The 15614-nt window shown below is 69.2% G+C and carries 15 protein-coding genes; 5 read left to right on the top strand and 10 right to left on the bottom strand.

Features of this window, described 5'->3' with window-relative positions:
* Positions 1-74: 74 nt before the first annotated feature.
* Positions 75-551, top strand: coding sequence for an Lrp/AsnC family transcriptional regulator (locus ACSFA5_RS11825; protein ID WP_435444224.1), 477 nt, complete (start codon positions 75-77; stop codon positions 549-551).
* 32 nt (positions 552-583) lie between these two features.
* Here the strand turns inward: ACSFA5_RS11825 and ACSFA5_RS11820 are convergent, their stop codons facing one another.
* The 5 genes from ACSFA5_RS11820 to ACSFA5_RS11800 all read right to left on the bottom strand — a co-directional run bounded on the left by ACSFA5_RS11820 (position 584) and on the right by ACSFA5_RS11800 (position 6370).
* The gene (locus ACSFA5_RS11820) at positions 584-976 is read right to left on the bottom strand and encodes a YbaN family protein (RefSeq protein ID WP_435444223.1); all 393 of its coding nucleotides are present in this window, start codon (positions 974-976) and stop codon (positions 584-586) included.
* A 95-nt stretch (positions 977-1071) separates the two neighbouring features.
* Complete coding sequence (locus tag ACSFA5_RS11815; RefSeq protein WP_435444222.1) at positions 1072-1833, bottom strand: FecR family protein; 762 nt, start codon at positions 1831-1833, stop codon at positions 1072-1074.
* Between the two features lie 165 nt (positions 1834-1998).
* Positions 1999-3075: a mechanosensitive ion channel family protein gene (locus ACSFA5_RS11810; protein ID WP_435444221.1), complete on the bottom strand. Its 1077-nt coding sequence runs from the start codon at positions 3073-3075 to the stop codon at positions 1999-2001.
* Positions 3072-5318 carry an FUSC family protein gene (locus tag ACSFA5_RS11805; RefSeq protein WP_435444220.1) on the bottom strand — a complete coding sequence of 749 codons (2247 nt, stop codon included), beginning with the start codon at positions 5316-5318 and terminating at the stop codon, positions 3072-3074. Before ACSFA5_RS11805 ends, ACSFA5_RS11810 begins: the two co-directional genes overlap by 4 nt.
* Complete coding sequence (locus ACSFA5_RS11800; RefSeq protein ID WP_435444219.1) at positions 5318-6370, bottom strand: inositol monophosphatase family protein; 1053 nt, start codon at positions 6368-6370, stop codon at positions 5318-5320. Before ACSFA5_RS11800 ends, ACSFA5_RS11805 begins: the two co-directional genes overlap by 1 nt.
* A gap of 120 nt (positions 6371-6490) precedes the next feature.
* On the opposite strand from ACSFA5_RS11800, the gene ACSFA5_RS11795 reads away from it, so the two are divergent.
* A complete protein-coding gene (locus ACSFA5_RS11795; RefSeq protein ID WP_435444218.1) occupies positions 6491-7246 on the top strand; it encodes an RNA methyltransferase in 756 nt (251 codons plus the stop codon).
* Positions 7247-7303: 57 nt separating this feature from the next.
* Positions 7304-8104, top strand: coding sequence for a serine O-acetyltransferase (gene cysE / locus ACSFA5_RS11790; RefSeq protein ID WP_435444753.1), 801 nt, complete (start codon positions 7304-7306; stop codon positions 8102-8104).
* Between the two features lie 15 nt (positions 8105-8119).
* Here the strand turns inward: cysE and ACSFA5_RS11785 are convergent, their stop codons facing one another.
* From ACSFA5_RS11785 to cadR, 5 genes are all read right to left on the bottom strand, one after another.
* Positions 8120-9607: a PAS domain S-box protein gene (locus tag ACSFA5_RS11785; RefSeq protein WP_435444217.1), complete on the bottom strand. Its 1488-nt coding sequence runs from the start codon at positions 9605-9607 to the stop codon at positions 8120-8122.
* Positions 9608-9692: 85 nt separating this feature from the next.
* Positions 9693-10667: a hypothetical protein gene (locus tag ACSFA5_RS11780; RefSeq protein ID WP_435444216.1), complete on the bottom strand. Its 975-nt coding sequence runs from the start codon at positions 10665-10667 to the stop codon at positions 9693-9695.
* A gap of 37 nt (positions 10668-10704) precedes the next feature.
* A complete protein-coding gene (locus ACSFA5_RS11775) occupies positions 10705-10953 on the bottom strand; it encodes a CsbD family protein (RefSeq protein ID WP_435444215.1) in 249 nt (82 codons plus the stop codon).
* Positions 10954-10996: 43 nt separating this feature from the next.
* On the bottom strand, positions 10997-11194 hold the full coding sequence (locus tag ACSFA5_RS11770) for a CsbD family protein (RefSeq protein ID WP_435444214.1): 198 nt from the start codon (positions 11192-11194) through the stop codon (positions 10997-10999).
* 176 nt (positions 11195-11370) lie between these two features.
* Positions 11371-11841, bottom strand: a complete 471-nt coding sequence (cadR, locus tag ACSFA5_RS11765) for a Cd(II)/Pb(II)-responsive transcriptional regulator (protein WP_435444213.1) — start codon at positions 11839-11841, stop codon at positions 11371-11373.
* 70 nt (positions 11842-11911) lie between these two features.
* Between cadR and ACSFA5_RS11760 the strand changes: the two genes are divergently transcribed.
* Together ACSFA5_RS11760 and ACSFA5_RS11755 are read left to right on the top strand one after the other, a co-directional pair.
* Entirely contained in the window at positions 11912-14257 is a 2346-nt protein-coding gene (locus ACSFA5_RS11760; RefSeq protein WP_435444212.1) for a heavy metal translocating P-type ATPase, read from the top strand.
* A gap of 89 nt (positions 14258-14346) precedes the next feature.
* Positions 14347-15612, top strand: coding sequence for a cation:proton antiporter (locus ACSFA5_RS11755; protein ID WP_435444211.1), 1266 nt, complete (start codon positions 14347-14349; stop codon positions 15610-15612).
* Positions 15613-15614 lie beyond the last annotated feature (2 nt).

The raw sequence follows: 15614 nt of genomic DNA, 5'->3' as shown, positions 1-15614 counted from the left end.
GAATGGCGAAACGCAGGCAGAACACCTTGTTCGCCTGAAATCGAGAGCCCATCGTCAACACCAGCCTGAAATTCATGGAAATCGACAGCAAGAACTGGCAGATCCTCGACGTGCTCCAGGTCGATGCACGCACTTCGCTCACGGCGCTGTCGAAGCAGGTGGGCCTGTCGGTGCCCTCGACGGCCGAACGCGTGAAGCGGCTGGAAGAAGCCGGCGTGCTCGACGGCTACCGCGCGCTGGTGCCGCCGCGCAAGGTCGGCTACACGGTGACGGCGCTCGTCGGCATCACGACCGCGCAGCCCGACAAGGCGCGGCTGCTGAAGCTGCTCAAGGGCAAGCACGAAGTGCTGGAGTGCCTCCACGTGACGGGGCAGGACTCGTATGTGCTCAAGGTGATTGCGCGCGACATCGAACACCTCGAAGCCTTCGTGAGCAGCATCAACCACCTGGGCGAGACGCGCACGTCGATCGTCATGTCGGTGCCGATTCCGGCGCGGGCCGTGGCGGCGCCTGCGGGCATGGCCGAGCTCAAGCCGGCGAAGCCGGCATAGACAGCTTCAATACACAGCCTCGATAGACAGTCTCATGCACGCGGCACCGGCCGCGACCACAGCCAGGCCAGCACCGTCGCCATGCACGCGATGGCCAGCACGGCGAGCCACGCGCGGTGCGCGGTGAACGACACGATCACCGCGCACACCGCCATGGTGATGGTCGCGCTCCACTTGGCGCGGCGGCTCACGGTGCGGCCGTTTTCCCAGTTGCGCAGCAGCGGGCCGAACAGGCGGTGGTTCAGCAGCCAGGCGTGCAGGCGCGGCGAACTGCGCGCGGCGGCCCATGCGGCCATCAGGATGAACACTGTCGTCGGCATGCCGGGCAGCACGACGCCGATGAGCCCCAGCACCAGGCACAGCACGGCAAAGGCGTACAGCAGGAGCCGCGTGAGCGGGGAGTTTCGTTCGGGGTCTGGCTTCAACGCGGCACTCTCGGGGTGATCGGGACCTGGCGATGGCCGATGGGGTTCGGCACGTTCGCCGGCCCCCGATTCTTCACCAGGTTGCGCCCTCGGGTTCAGCGCGGCGCCGCGGCCTTCAACGTGACCCAGTAGCGGGTGGACGTAGCCACGCGCACGGGCAGCGATTTTTCGACGAGCGACAGCGTGTGGTCGGTGTCGGTGAGGCTGAAGACGCCCGAGATGCGCAGGTCTGCCACCTCGGCGTCGCAGGCGATGCGACCGCGCCGGTAGGGCGCGAGCGCCTCGACCAGGTCACGCAGCTTCATGTCGCGTGCGACGAGCAGGCCGTCGGCCCACGCGTCGGCGTCGGCATCGAGCGTGCCGATGTCGTGCACGCCCTGCGCGTCGAGCCGGGCGCGCTGCCGGGCGTCGAGCGTGCGCGCCGCGGCGCCGGAGGCGGGGCGGATGCGCACGGCGTCCTCGAACACCTGCACCTCGCTGCCGTTGCCGTCCTTGCCGCCTTCACCGGCCAGCGCCACCGAGAAACGCGTGCCCAGCGCCTGGACGCGGCCGTCGCCGGTCTCGACGAAGAAGGGCCTGGACTGCGCCACGTCGGCGTCCGCGCCCGCGGTCGCCATCACGCGGCCCTGGCGCAGCACGATGCGGCGTTCGTTCGCGTCGAAGCGCACGTCGGCGCGCGTGGACGGGGCCAGCACGAGCACGCTGCCGTCGTCCAGTTCGACGCGCAGCTGCTCCCCCTGACCGGTGCTGTAGCCGGTCCGCGCGCGGCTCACCGGGTCCTGCGCCACGGCGAGCCACAGCGCAAGGCCGCCGCCGAGCACCACGGCCAGCGTGCGCACGGCGCGGCGGCGTGTCACGTTCCTGCGTGCGATGGGTGTCTGGACCGGGCGCCCGGTCGAAGGGGAAGACGCGCCGCGCATGAGGACCTCATGTAAGAAACAATTCTTAATGATAGGTGAGAATTGTTCTTATCTGATGGTTTTCGCCTGTCCCCCCAGGCCGCCTCGGGTTACTCGGCCGGTTCAGGCGGCCATCGCCCGCGGCTGTTCCCGTTCCTGCGGGCCGTCGCTTTCGATGCGCATCTTCGGCAGGAACTGCGGGTACGCGCGCTGCATGAAGTCGATCAGCCCTTCGCGCACGCTGCAGCGCAGGTCGAAGGCCAGGCTCGAGGTGGCCGCGGTGCACAGCACGCGAATCTGCATGGTGCGTTCGGTGGCGTCGGTCACGCGCAGGTTGAAGAAGCGGCCGTCCCACTCGGGCGCGGCCTTCACGATGCGCTCCACCTCTTCGCGCAGCGGCGCGAGCGGCATGCCGTAGTCGGCGTAGATGAACACCGCGCCCAGCAGTTGCGCCGAATGCCGCGTCCAGTTCTGGAACGGCTTCTCGATGAAGTAGGTGAGCGGCAGGATGAGGCGGCGCTCGTCCCAGATCTTGACCACCACGAAGGTGCCGGTGATTTCTTCCACGCGGCCCCATTCGCCCTCGACCACGAGCACGTCGTCGATGCGGATCGGCTGCGCCAGCGCAATCTGCAGCCCCGCGATGAGGTTGCTGAACACCGGCTTGGCCGCCAGCCCGGCCACGATGCCGATCACACCCGCCGAGGCCAGCAGGCTGGCACCCACCTGGCGCGCACCCGGAAAGGTCATGAGCATCATGGCGCCGCCGGCCACCAGCACCACCGTGGCGGCGGTGCGCGCCAGCACGCGGGTCTGCGTGAGCACGCGGCGCGCCTGCAGGTTGTCGGACACGTCCGAAGGGTTCTGCGCGAGCACGCCGTCGGCGAAGCCGCTGATGGCCTTTACCGCGAGCCAGGTGCTCGATGCGATGAGCAGCAAGCCGGTGAGGTGGCGCACGTTGCCGATGAAGCGAAGGTCGTCGGGCGCGCCCTGCCACACCACGTTGAGCGCCACCAGCGGCAGCACGAGCCGCGCCGCCGCGTTGCAGTTGACCACCATCGTGTGGATCGTCGGGGCAGGGCGGGTAATGCGCCGGAGCACCAGGCCGCCGATGCGGTGCACGAGAAGAGCCAGGGGAACCGCGATCAGGGCGGCAATCCATGTGCCGAACCAGGGGTGGGCGAGTATCTCTTTGGTCATCGGGCGGTGGTCGTGTTTGCTGTTTCCGTTGTCTCGTTCAGGGTTTGAAGAATGCGCGCCGCGTCGTCGCGCAGCTGCGTGGCCAGCGCCGTGGCCTGGTCGAGCCGGCGCAGCAGCCAGGGGCTGATGTCGTTGTCGAACGGGTCGGGCAAGGGAATGGGTCCGCCGACGGCGGTGGAACCAGCGCTCTCGGGTTGAGAGGGCCCGGTGGTGGGCAGAGTTCCGATGGCCGCTTCGATTCTTTGCGAGGTGCGGCTGATCGGGCCCACGATGTCGTCCGGCGTGAGGCGGTCGCGCCGCAGCACGAGCATCGACTTCACGGCGCTCAGCTGCGCGAGCAACTGGTAGCTGTGGGCCTGCAGGTGTTCGAGCGGTTCCAGCGGCGGCTGCACCGCGCGCGGTTCGGACAGCGAACGCTGCGTGGCCTGCACCAGCGCCGAGAGGCTGTCGTAGGCCTCGCGGCGCGCCAGGCGCCATTCGAGTTCGGGGCTGCTGTCGATGGCCTGCAGCTGGCCCAGGCCAAGCGCCAGGCGCGCATGGCGGGCCTGCGCTGTGAGCACGCGCGCCACCAGTGCCGGAATCTGCGTGCGTTCCCACGAGGGCAGCACGTAGCAGAAGCCCCAGGCCAGCGTGGCGCCGATGAGCGTGTCGGCAATGCGCTCGAACAGCGCGAAGATGGGCGCCACGCCCACGTTCAGCATGTGGGCCTGCACCAGGCCGAGCACGGTGGCTGCCACGGCGGTGATGAGGTAGCGGCGCACCGCGAAGCTGTGCGCAATGGCCTGTGCCACGGTCACGATCACCAGCAGCATCAGCGCGGACGGATGCCCCGACAGCAGCGCCACCGCGAGCACGCAGCCCAGCAGCGTGCCGGCCACCCGCGCGTTGCGGCGCTCCAGCGTCTGCGAGAGGCTGCCGCGCAGCACCACCACGATGGTCAGCAGGATCCAGTAGTCGTGCGAACCCCAGGGCATCGACACCGCGATGGCGTAGCCCGCCGCAATGGCCAGCGCTGCGCGAATGGCATGGCGCAGCGGCGGCTGGTCCCAGCGCCACAGCGTGAAGAAGGGGCGAAACGACCAGTCCGTTGGGCTCACGAACATCTGCCAGTTGGCGCGCACCACGGCCAGGTTGGGCTCGACGTCGCCGCGCGCCATGGCCGACAGGCGCAGCACTTCGTCGTTGATGTGGCCGATGCGGCTGGCCAGCCCGCGCGCGAGCATGGCGGCGGTGGGGCCGATGTGGCCGCCGTGGCTGTTGCTGTCGTCGGCCGACACATGGATGGCCGCCAGCCGCGGCCGGCGGTCGGCCACGGCCTCGGGGTGGCGGCGCATCAGCAGGGCGTCGGCCAGCGCGACGGTTTCGTCGGACAGCTCCTCGAGCACGGTGCGCATCTGGATGAGCGCCTCGGCATGCGCGGGGTGGGCGCGCAGGGTGTCGAGGTCGAGCTCGCTGGCCAGCAGCTGGTCGCGCATTTCGAGCACGATCACCAGCATCGCGGCCAGCCGCTGGCGGCGTGGCGTGCGGGGCGACTCGAGCACGATGTCGCGCGTGGCCTGCAGCTGGTCGGCCAGCGCGGCCTGCTCGCGCAGCAGCTGGCCCAGCAGCGGGGCGGGGGTGTCGCGCACGTCGCGCGTCTCGTCCTGCGGCAGGAACTGGCTGGCCTCGGTGCGCATCAGCGCGGCCAGCGAATACAGCACGTCGGCGATCGACTGGGTGCGAAAGCGCCCGTTGAGCACGAGGTTCGACAGCGTCGCCCACAGCACGTACAGGCCCGCGCCCATGCCGAAGTGCCAGGTGCGCTCCAGCGCGTCGGCCAAGCCCGTGGGCGTGGGCGTGGCCATCGAGAAGATCATGGAGAACATCACCGCGATGGCAATGGGAATGCCCCGCTTGCCCCAGGCCATGGCCAGGAAGGCCATGAAGGTGGCCGGCACCAGCAGCAGCCCGAGGCGGATGGGCGCGGTGTGCAGCATCTGCACCGCAAGGAACAGCGGCAGCCCGATGAGCGGCGCCGGCAGCATCTGCAGGAACTTGCCGCGGCGCGGGCCGGGCAGGTCGGGCGGCGCGGTGACGATCACGCCGGTGGCGGCGGCCGAGGCCGCGAGCGTGCCCAGCCAGAAGTGAATGCCGCCCGAGATGAACAGCAGCCCCAGCGCCACGGTGAGCCCGCTCGCGACGTAGTGGCTCAGCGCAATGCGCAGGGCGGCGCGAAGGCGGGGCGCGGCGTGGGGCCCCAGCATCACTTGGCGGAAGCGTCGCCCTCGAAGGGGCCGCCGGCGGCGGGCGCGTCGCGGCGGATGCGCGTGAGCTTGCGCGGCGCGGCAGGGGCCACGGCGGGCGCGTCGCCCTCGGCCGGTGCATCGACGAAGTCGGCCACGGTGCTGCGGGCGTACAGGTCGGCCGAGGCGTCTTCCGGGTTCGACTTGGTCGAGGCGGACACGGCGCGCACGCGGTCGCTGGCGCGCAGCTTGTCGTCCACATTCGCGAACTTCGAGTACTTGGCGAGCAGCGGCACCAGCTGGCCGTAGATGCGCGGTGCGGCGGCCAGGCATTCGCGCTGCTCGAGGAAGTCGGGCTCGCCCGTGAAGTTGCCGATCAGGCCGCCGGCCTCGGTGACCAGCAGCGAACCCGCGGCCACGTCCCAGGGGTTCAGGCCGGTTTCGAAGAAGCCGTCGGTGAAGCCGGCGGCCACGTAGGCCAGGTCGAGCGCGGCGGCGCCGGGGCGGCGCAGGCCGGCCATGCGGGGCATCATGTCGGCCATGATGGCCAGGTACTGCTTGAAGTTGTCGCCGGTGCGAAACGGGAAGCCGGTGGAGATCAGGCACTCGCTGAGCTTCACGCGCTTGGACACGCGGATGCGGCGCTCGTTCATGTAGGCGCCACGGCCCTTGGTGGCGGTGAACAGGTCGTTGCGGCTCGGGTCATAAACGACGGCCTGCTCGATCTTGCCGCGCACCGACAGCGCGATGGACACGCAGTACACCGGAAAGCCGTGGATGAAGTTGGTGGTGCCGTCCAGCGGATCGATGATCCAGACGTAGTCGGAGTCTTGCGCACCATGCTCGGTGCCCGATTCTTCGGCCAGGATGCCGTGCCCCGGGTACGCGCCGAGCAAGGTCTCGATGATGACCTTTTCGCTGGCGTGATCGACTTCGGTGACGAAGTCGTTGACCTGCTTCTGGGAGATGCGCACGGCCTCGACATCGAGGGCAGCGCGGTTGATGATCGCGCCGGCGGCGCGTGCGGCCTTGACGGCCACATTGAGCATGGGATGCAGGTTGGGGGACGACATTGGATTGTGAGAAGAACAGGAAAGGGGCCTCTGGGAACCCCTGGAAGCGACCCGGCGATGCGGGCGGCGAGAATCGGCGCATTTTACCGGGTCCGCCCGTTCGTGTCTCCCCAACCCGCCATGCGCACCCGTTTCATCCTGATCCAGACCAGCCACGCCGGCAATGTGGGCGCCGCCGCCCGCGCCATGAAGACCATGGGTTTCGACGACCTCGTGCTGGTGGCGCCGCGCTGGGCCAACGTGCTGCGGCGCGAGGAAACCATCCAGCGCGCGAGCGGCGCGCTCGACGTGCTCACCAACGCGCGCATCGTCGAGACGCTCGACGAGGCCCTCGACGGCGTGACCCACCTGTGCGCCACGGCCATGATTGCGCGCGACTTCGGCCCGCCCACCCGCACCCCGCGCGAGCACCTGGAACCGCTGGGCAAGCAGGGCGACCAGCACGTTGCCTTCCTGTTCGGCTCCGAGCGTTTCGGCATGCGAAACGAAGACGTGTACCGCTGCAACGTGGCGCTGACCATTCCCACCGACCCGAAGTTCGGCTCACTCAACCTGGGCGCCGCCATCCAGGTGGTGGCTTACGAATGGCGCCTTGCCCTGGGCGGCTACGGGGTGCGCGAGGCCGTGCCCTCCGTGCAGGCCGACGCGCAGGCCGTGGCCGGCATGCTCGACCACTGGGAGCGCTCGCTGGTGGAGATCGGCTTTCTCGACCCCGAGGCGCCCAAGAAGCTCATGCCGCGCCTGCAGCAGTTGTTCAACCGCGCCCAGCCCACGCCGGAAGAGATCCACATCCTGCGCGGCATCGCCAAGGCCATGAGCGACGCGACCCGCCCGCCCCGCGGCGCAACCGCCCCGAAGGACCCGACGGGTCTCTAAACCCCCATTGCGTGTACGCGATGACGCCGGGTTATAGACTGCGCGCCCTCTATCGATATAACGAAAACAAAGGCAGCGATGTTCTCTCGACTGCGCGCCGACATCCGGTGCATCCTCGAACGCGACCCGGCCGCCCGCAGCGCCTGGGAAGTGATCACGGTCTATCCCGGCTTCCATGCCGTGGTGCTGCATCGATGGGCGCATGCGTGCTGGAACCACGGGTTCAAGTGGCCGGCCCGTTTCATCGCGCACTGCGCGCGCGGCCTGACCGGCATCGAGATCCATCCGGCGGCCAAGATCGGCGAGCGGGTGTTCTTCGACCATGCCATGGGCGTGGTGGTGGGCGAAACCGCCGAGATCGGCGACGGCTGCACCATCTACCAGGGCGTGACGCTGGGCGGCACCTCGCTCTACAAGGGCGCCAAGCGGCACCCGACGCTGGGCCGCAACGTGGTGGTGAGCGCGGGCGCCAAGGTGCTGGGCGGCTTCCTGGTCGGCGACGGCGCGAAGATCGGCAGCAATGCGGTGGTCATCAAGCCGGTGCCGGCCGGGGCGACGGCGGTGGGCATTCCGGCCCGCATCATCCTGTCGAAAAGCAGCCTGGACGGCGAAAGCGCCGACGTGGCCTCGCCGCAGAAGTTCTCGGCCTACGGCATCACGCAGGAAGACGATCCGCTGAGCCAGGCCATGCGTGGGCTGATCGACAACGCCTCCAGCCAGGAACACCAGATCGCGCTGCTGTGGCAGGCCATCGAGAAGCTGTCGGCGCAGCCGGGCACCAGGGACTGCGTGCCGCGCGACGCGGCGCGCGACGAGAGCTTCGAGGCGGAGAAGCTCACGCAGCTGGTGGGCAAGTAAGCCCGCCGCCGCGCTTCAGTCCGCCTGCGGGGGGCGGCGCGCCACGAAGTAGCCGTGGTTGCGCGCCCACAGCACCACCGCGCCGCGGCTGTGCACGTCGAGCTTGGCGTACACGGTGGACACATGGTTGCGCACCGTGCTCAGCGCCACGCCGAGTTTCCTGGCGATCTCCTTGTCGGCCTGGCCTTCGCACAGCGCGTCGAACACGTCGCGCTCGCGCGGGGTCAGGTCGTCCAGCTGGGCGGTGCGGCCCGATTCGTTGTGCCGCTTCACGTTGGCCAGCTTCTCGATCAGCGACTTGCTGAACCAGGAGGCGTCCTTCATCACCGTCTCGATGGCGCTGACCAGTTCCAGCTCGGAGCGCTTGCGCTCGCTGATGTCGAGCCATGCCATCAGCACGCACGCCTGGCCGTTGATCGTCACGTTCTCGGCGGACACCAGGCAGTCGATGGGCTCGCCGTCCTTGCGTCCGACGCGGAACTCGGCCGCCCGCACGCTGCCGCTTTGCGCCAGTTGGGCCGCGATGGCTTCGTGCGCATCGTTCAGCCAGATGCCGGCCGTGTCCGCGGCACGGCCGATGAGGTCTTCGGGCGCGTAGCCGGTCACCGCGGTGAACGCCTCGTTGATGTCGAGCAGCGTCAGGTCTTGCGCCGCCAGCACCGCGCTCGGCACGGGCAGCATGCGAAACGCCTTTTGGAACCGTTCCTCGCTCTGGCGCAGGGTGCTCTCGGCCTTGCGGCGCGGCTCCAGGTCCATGAAGGTGAAGAGCATGCAAGCCTCCTCGCCGATGTCGATCGGCTGGCCCGCCACCACCACCGGCTTGTGGCCGCCGTCGGGCAGCCGCAGCTCGGCCTCCATCTGCGGGATGGTGCCGCCTTCGCCGAGCCGCTCCACCGCCAGGTCGCGCTTGTCGGCGTTCTCGAAAACGTCGAGCTGGTACACCGAGCGCCCGATGACCTGTTCGCGCACATAGCCCGTCATTTCCAGGAAGCCCTGGTTGACCTTGATGTAGCGCTGGTCGCTCAGCCGGCAGATCACGGCCGGCGCAGGGTTGGCATTGAAGGTTTTCTCGAAGCGCGTCTCGGCGCTGGCCCACTCGCTGGCGTCGTGCAGGATGAGCGCGAGGCAGTCGGGTTCGCCGTCGCTGTTGGTCAGCACCAGGCTGCGCACGCGGTGCACCCAGTTCACCGCTTCGTCGTGTGCCGGAAACACCTCGACGATCACGTCGCTGAAGCATTCGCCGGCGATCACGCGCTCGATCGGGTACTGGCCTTCCTGCAGCGGGTGGTTGTTGCGGTAGCGCAGGCGAAAACGCTCGCGGTACTGCGTGACGTCGCCGCCCAGGTCGGCGATGGTGACCACGCCGTGCATCTTCAGCGCTGCCTCGTTGGCCCAGACGATGCGCTGGTCGGGCTCGACCAGCATCACGCCCTCGGTGAGGCCGGTGATGATCTGCTGCAGCTGCCGCCTGTCGGTCTGGGTCTGTAGAACGCGATCGTTCATGGTGTACGTCTCGAACCGCGGAAAGCCCGCATGCGCGCCATTAGACCCCGGCCGCGCGATGCGGTGCTTTCAGCTTCTTCTGCTGTCAGTCGCGGCTGCTGCGCCGGCCGAGGAAGCCCGCGCCGCCCGACACCAGGGCGCCCAGCAGCAGCACGATCACGCCCGCCCAGGCGGCATGGCTCACGCCCTTGGCCGCCGCATCGCCGGCTTCGCGGGCCTTCTGCTCGGCCTGCTGCTTGAAGGCGTTGTACTTCGCGACCGCCTGGTTGAAGCTTTGCTCGTAGTTGTTCGCCACCTGCTCGGCTTCGGCGCGGCTCTTGCCGGTGCGCGCGGCAATGATGTTCACCAGCGCGTCCTTGTCGGCCGCGTCCAGGCCGGGCTGGGCCTTCTGGCGCAGGCGCTCGAAGAAGCCCGCAAGGTCGTCCGCCGAGGTCTGCGGCGTGGTGGCGGCGTCCGCGGCGGTCGCCTTGCCGTCGCTGGCCGCCGCACGGGCGTCAGCCTTCAGCTTGTCGGGGTCCAGCGCGGGTTTGCCGGTCTGGCGCAGCAGGGTTTCCAGCTGGGCACGGGCGTCCGACAGGTCGAAGTTGATGCCGTTCTTCTGCAACTGGTCTTTCACGCCCGACGCCAGCGTGGGTGCGGCGGCCGCCACGCCCTGGCCGGCGAGCGACAGGCCGGTGCTCGCCACGCCGGAGGCCGCGCCGATCACGCCGCCTGCCAGCGACGAGATCGCATACACCGTGACCAGCGTGGTCACCGCCCAGCACAGCACGCCGTGCAGGATGCCCTTGCCCGGCGCCGAGCGCCCGGCAAAGAAGGCGCCCACGGCCAGCGCGACGAGCGTGGACACGCCGACCCAAACGCCGGTGCCCGTGCCGAAGCCGGCGAGCGGGTTGCGTTCGCCCAGCGCGTCGATGGCGCCGGAGCCCACGGCTGTGCCGAGCAGGCCCAGGAACAGGTAGGTCGCGAGTGCGAGGAACAGGCCGACGAAGACGGCGCCCCAGGAGACGCGCGAAGGCCACGGTCGCAGCCCTTCGGCCGTCAGCAGGTTGGTGGTGTTCATGTTGTTGCTTCCCTGAATGTTCGATGAGACGGCGCGCTCAGCGCCTGGTCCACAGCGCGCCGGCGATGAAGCTCACGGCCGCCACCGCCGCCAGCGTGGCGACGGGACTGGTGCGTGCCGCGCTGCGCAGCTGGGCCAGCACCTCGCCGTAGCCTTGCTGCGTGCGGCCGGCGACTTGCCGCGCCTTGCCTTCGATCTGCGTGCCGACGTCGCCCGTGGCGCTGCCCACGGCGTCCTGGATCTTTCCTGCGATGTTCTGCATCGCGCCTTCGGTTCGTTCGAACATGGTTTTTTTCCTTGGGTTCAGTGGGGGAGGGTGCGATGCGCGGTCACTTCGACGGGCGCACCTTGTCGGCCAGGTCCTTGGCGGCCTGCTGGGCCTTGCCCGCGCCTTCCTGCACCTTGCCCTCGACCTTTTCAGTGGCGCCTTCGGCCTCGAGCTTCTCGTTGCCCGTGACCTTGCCGAGCGCTTCCTTCACGGAGCCCTTGACCTGCTTGAGCGTGCCGTCGACGGTGTTCTTGTTCATGGCGAATTCCTTTCGAAAAATGCACAGGCGAAGTTGCCTGGTGAAAGGAATGTTAGGTTTGCGCCGCACCGCGAAACAGCTGCGTATGCACCAGACCGCCTAGTGCATTTGCTCCAGAAGAGGGGGCAAATTTCGCGGTGCCCGCCGGCTGCGTAGGAGGCGGCGCCGCGCGAAGGTCAGGCGGCGCGCTTGGCCGGTGGATGCAGCGCACCATGCACATGCCCCGCATGCTGGCCGAAGCTGTCGGGCGCGACCGCCGCCGTGTCCAGCTCCTGCAGGATGCCGCAGGCGTTCGCCGACGCCGGCCCGCCGCACTGCAGGCGCAGCGCCTTCAGCTGTTTTTCCAGCGTCTTGAGTTCCGCGATGCGCGCGGCCACGTGGCCGATGTGGTCGTCCAGCAGCTGGTTGACCTGGCCGCAGTCTTCCTGCGGCGCGTCGCGGAATTTCAGCAGGCTGCGGATCTCGTCGAGCGTCATGTCCAGCGAGCGGCAGCGCCGGATGAAGCCCAAGCGCTGGGCATGGTCTTCGTCGTAGATGCGGTAGTTGCCGTCGGTGCGCGCCGGCTCGGGCAGCAGCAGCTCTCGCTCGTAGTACCGGATGGTTTCGACCGGCGTGTTCGTGGCCTTGGCCAGTTCTCCGATTTTCATGATGCGGCAAATGAACGAATGGAAAAGAGCGTTTGACTCTACACCTGCTTCAGGGTTTCCAATCGATTGCATGACGAACGAGAACGCCCTGAAGCAGCCCGCGCCACATGCGCATTCCCACGCCGATGACCACGGTCATGGCCATGACCATGCGCCCACCCAAGGCCAAGCCCATGCCCACTCGCATGCCGCCGACGCCTGCTGCGGCAGCAGCCACGGCCCGGTTCCATTGACGCCCGATGTGGCCGACGTGCCCAAGGGCGCCCAGCTCTTTCGCATCCCCACCATGGACTGCGCCGTCGAAGAGTCCGACATCCGCCGCGCCCTGGAGCCCGTGGCGGGCGTCAAGGCGCTGCGCTTTCGCCTGGGCGAACGCACCATGGCCATCACCACCGACGACGGCGCATTGCCCGAGGCGCTGGCCGCCATCCGCAAGGCCGGCTTCAAGCCCGAGCCGCTGAACGCCGCGGGCGGCCCCGCGTCGGGCACGCAGGCTGCCGCCGCGCCCGCGCAGATCGCGGGCATGAGCGTGGGCCTGGTGCGGCTCATCGCGGCGCTGGTGCTGGCCGTGGCGGCCGAGTCGATCTCGTTCATGGGGTTCGAGGGCAAGGGCTTCATGGCCGCCGAGATGGTGCTGGCGCTGGGCGCCATCGGCCTGGCCGGCCTGGACACCTACAAGAAGGGCTTTGCCGCGCTGGTGCGCGGCCGCCTGAACATCAACGCCCTGATGGCCGTGGCCGTGACCGGCGCGTTCATCATCGGCCAGTGGCCCGAGGCCGCGATGGTGATGGCGCTGTACGCGATTGCCGAGCTCATCGAGGCCCGCGCCGTGGACCGCGCGCGCAATGCCATCCAGGGCCTGCTGGCACTCGCGCCCGAGCAGGCCGAGGTGAAGCAGCCCGACGGCAGCTGGCAGGCCGTGATGGCCAACGCCGTCGCGCTGGACGCCGTGGCCCGCATCCGCCCCGGCGAGCGCGTGCCGCTGGACGGCGTGGTCACCGCGGGCACCAGCACCATCGACCAGGCGCCGGTCACGGGCGAGAGCATTCCGGTCGACAAGACCGTGGGCGACCCGGTGTTCGCGGGCACCATCAACCAGACCGGCGCGCTGGAGTTCCGCGTGACGGCCGTGGCGGCCAACACCACGCTCGCGCGCATCATCCATGCGGTCGAGGAAGCGCAAGGTTCGCGCGCGCCGACGCAGCGCTTCGTCGACCGCTTCGCCGCCATCTACACGCCCACCGTCTTCGTGCTGGCACTGGCCGTGGCCGTGTTCACACCGCTGTTCATGGACTGGACCTGGCTGCAGGCGCTCTACAAGGCGCTGGTGCTGCTGGTCATCGCGTGCCCGTGCGCGCTGGTCATCTCCACGCCCGTCACCGTGGTGAGCGCGCTGGCTTCGGCCGCGCGGCGCGGCATTCTCATCAAGGGCGGCACCTACCTCGAGGAGGCGCGCAAGCTCAAGGCGATCGCGCTCGACAAGACCGGCACCATCACCGAAGGCAAGCCCAAGCTGGTGGCCTCGTCGCTGCGCGATGCGTCGGCCGACGAGGCGGCGGTGTTCGCAACGGCCGCGAGCATCGCGGGCCGCTCGGACCACCCGGTGTCCAAGGCCATTGCCGACGGGCTGAGGGGGCCGCGCGAAGAGGCGCTCGAAAAGGCGCTTGAAGAGGTGGGCGACTTCACCGCGCTCCCCGGGCGCGGCGTGCAGGCCACGGTCGCGGGCCAGGCCTATGTGCTGGGCAACCACCGCCTGATCGAAGAGCGCGGGCTGTGTTCGCCCGAACTCGAGGCCGAGCTCCAAAGCCATGAAGAGGCCGGGCGCACCGTCACGCTGCTGGCGTCCGACAAGGCCGTGCTCGCGCTGTTCGCCGTGGCCGACACCATCAAGGCGTCGTCGCAGGCCGCGGTGGCCGAACTGCGCGCGCTGGGCGTGGTGCCCGTCATGCTCACCGGCGACAACGCCGCCACCGCGAAGAGCATCGGCGCGCATGCCGGCATCGAGGACGTGCGCGGCAACCTGCTGCCTGAAGACAAGCTGGCCGCCATCCAGGCCCTGCAGCAGCGCTACGGCGCGGTGGCCATGACCGGCGACGGCATCAACGACGCTCCCGCGCTCGCGCAGGCCGACATCGGCTTCGCCATGGGCGGCGCCGGCACCGACACCGCCATGGAAGCGGCCGACGTGGTCATCATGAACGACGACCTGCGCCGCATTCCCGAGACCATCCGCCTGTCGCGCCGCGCGCATGCGGTGCTGTGGCAGAACATTTCGCTGGCACTGGGCATCAAGGCGGTGTTCTTCGTGCTGGCCGTGTTCGGCAGCGCGAGCATGTGGATGGCGGTGTTCGCCGACATGGGCGCCAGCCTGCTGGTGGTGGCGAACGGGCTGCGGCTGATGCGCACGACGAAGTAGGCCGGCCAGCCAGAGCAGCCGGGCGGGGGTGGCCTGACGACATGGGTTCGCACTAACATCAGCCGTTTTCCACCCCCTTCGGCCCACCGATGTCCGCCACCTCCCTGCTGCTGCAACTCATCGTCATCCTGACCACCGCGCGCATCTGCGGCTGGCTGCTTCGCTACGTGGGCCAACCCAGCGTGGTCGGCGAAATGGCGGCGGGGCTCATGCTCGGCCCGGTCGTGATGGGCGCGCTGTTTCCCTCGCTGCACGCGCAGCTGTTCTCCAAGGAGTCGTTGCAGGGGCTCTCGTCGTTGTCCACGCTGGGGCTGGTGCTGTTCATGTTCGTGGTCGGGCTGGAGTTGCGGGCGTCGCAGGGCGTGCGCGAGCAGCTGCGCTCCGCCGGCTATGTGGGCGTGCTGAGCACCGTGGTGCCGGCCGCGCTGGGCATTGCCATCGCGCCGGCACTGCATCCCTCGCTCGCGCCGGCTGGCGTGGGCTTCTGGCCTTTCGCGCTGTTCATCGCGGCGGCGCTGTCGATCACCGCGTTCCCGGTGATGGCGCGCATCCTGAAAGACCGCGGCATGACGCGCACCTCCTTCGGCCAGCTGTCGCTCGGCGCGGCCGCGGTGGTCGACGTGTTCGCCTGGATCTTGCTGGCCTTCGTGGTGGCGATGGTCGGCGCGGGCGAGGGCTTCCAAGGCCTTCTGAAGACCACGCTGGGCATGGTGGTGGTGCTGTGCGTGCTGTTCCTGGCCGTCAAGCCGGCCTTCGCCTGGCTGCTGCGCACCAGGGCGCCCGAAGGCGAACCGTCGATCACGCTGATGGCCGCGCTGATGATCGGGCTGCTGGCCACCGCGCTGGTCACCGAGTGGCTGCACCTGCATGCGGTGTTCGGCGCCTTCCTGTTCGGCGCCTGCCTGCCGCGCGACGACCGGCTGCTGAAGTCACTGACCGAGCGCATCGAGCCGATCTCGATCGTGGTGCTGATGCCGCTGTTCTTCGCGCTCGCGGGCCTGGGCACCACGTCCAGCGCGTTCTCGGGCGCTGGCTTCGGCGCCATGCTGCTCATCCTGGGCGTGGCCGCCTTCGGCAAGATCGCCGGCGGCGCCATCGGCGCGCGCATGGCAGGCTACGGCTGGCGCGACAGCCTGGCCACCGGCTCGCTGATGAACGCGCGCGGGCTCATGGAGCTCATCGTCATGAAGATCGGGCTGGACGCCGGCCTCATCGGCCCCGAGCTGTTCACGATGCTGCTGGTGATGGCGCTGGTGACCACCGCGATGACCGGGCCGCTGATCAACCTGTTCATCGGCCGCAAGGCGAGCGTGCCGGCCGGCACGGCAGAGGTGGGCGCGGTGGCCAAGCCCTGACG

This window comes from Variovorax monticola, assembly GCF_051216855.1.
In the GTDB taxonomy this organism is placed as follows: Bacteria; Pseudomonadota; Gammaproteobacteria; order Burkholderiales; family Burkholderiaceae_C; genus Variovorax.
The sequence above is the reverse complement of the archived record's forward strand: the minus strand, read 5'-3'. Positions and strand labels throughout refer to the sequence as shown.